Here is a 1171-nt window from a genome sequence, read left to right on the forward strand (position 1 = left end):
GTGCCCCTGGGGCCGGCAGCCCTGGGGCCGTCGCCGCCTGCGCGGCCGCGGCGGCGACCGCCAGCAGCGTGTCGTGATCGTCCGCCGGGGCGGACCGGTTGCGGCGCCGATGCCCGCACCGCTCGCAGACGTGCGTGATGACCAGATCGTGCGTACGGCTCTCCACCGCGACCGGCCGCATCACAGCGCCGCACCGCGCCGCCCGGTCGCCGGGGTTGACGTCAACGTGCCGCGACGACAGACAGGACGGGCAGTGGTTGGTGTACCCGTCACCACGCACGGCCGTCGCGCAGACCAGGCAGACGAAGTCCTCGGTGGTGCGGGTGAAGCGCCGGCTCACCGGCCAAGGGTAGGCCACCACACGGCGTGCCCCGCCTGCCCGGAAGCCAATCAGCGCCAACGGTAGCCAATCGGGGCGCTCGGAGCTGGCCGGAACCGGGTGGGGGCCTCCCGCCAACATCTCATCGTATCCGCGCCGGGCGGCCGGGCCGTGGGCGGGACGTGTGTCGCCGGAGACGCCGAGGATGTCGGACCCACGGGGTGAAATAGTGGGCGGCGCACCATACCGGGCGTGGTACGTCGGCGCACCATCGCGCCCATCGTCCCGGATGCGTCCCGAGGAGGTCCCGCTGTGGAGGCAGCACATCCTCTGCCGCCCGAGAGACTGCCGCCCGAGAAACCGGCGCGGGCGGACGTCCCGCCGAACGAACTGTCCGATCGCGATCGTCGCATGTTGCGCTTCGAGCAGGGTTGGTGGCGTCACCCGGGAGCCAAGGAGGAGGCGATCCGGGTCGAGTTCGGACTGTCATCAACGCGCTACTACCAGCTGTTGAACCGGCTGATCGATTCGGAAGCCGCGCTGATAGCCGATCCGATGCTGGTCCGCCGGCTGCGCCGGCTGCGGGAGCAACGCCGGGCGGCCCGATCCGGCCGACATGACCGGGCCGAGAGGTAAGACCACGCATGACACATGCCACGAACGCACCGCAGCGGCGTCCCCACCGGTGGCGCCCGGACCGGCTTCACACCCTCGGCGCGGGCGTCGTCGCGGTTCTCGCCGTACTCGCGGGCATCCTGGTGGTCAATCTGCTGAACGGCTCGTCCAACACGGACGGCTCCACCACCCAGGTCGCGGCCCCGACGCGCTCGGCGCGGCCGGGCACGGACCAAG

The 1171-nt window shown here is 71.9% G+C and carries 2 protein-coding genes and 1 pseudogene; 2 read left to right on the top strand and 1 reads right to left on the bottom strand.

The annotated features are described in order from the left end of the window. On the bottom strand, positions 1-361 hold a 361-nt coding region (locus AC08ON_RS04640; RefSeq protein ID WP_476616517.1), incomplete at its 3' end, for an RNHCP domain-containing protein. Between the two features lie 270 nt (positions 362-631). On the opposite strand from AC08ON_RS04640, the gene AC08ON_RS04645 reads away from it, so the two are divergent. Then, entirely contained in the window at positions 632-955 is a 324-nt protein-coding gene (locus AC08ON_RS04645; RefSeq protein ID WP_084680675.1) for a DUF3263 domain-containing protein, read from the top strand. Between the two features lie 8 nt (positions 956-963). Further along, positions 964-1171: pseudogene (locus tag AC08ON_RS04650) on the top strand (LytR C-terminal domain-containing protein); the annotation flags it as partial.

It is taken from the genome of Frankia sp. CoWAU3 (genome assembly GCF_977971855.1).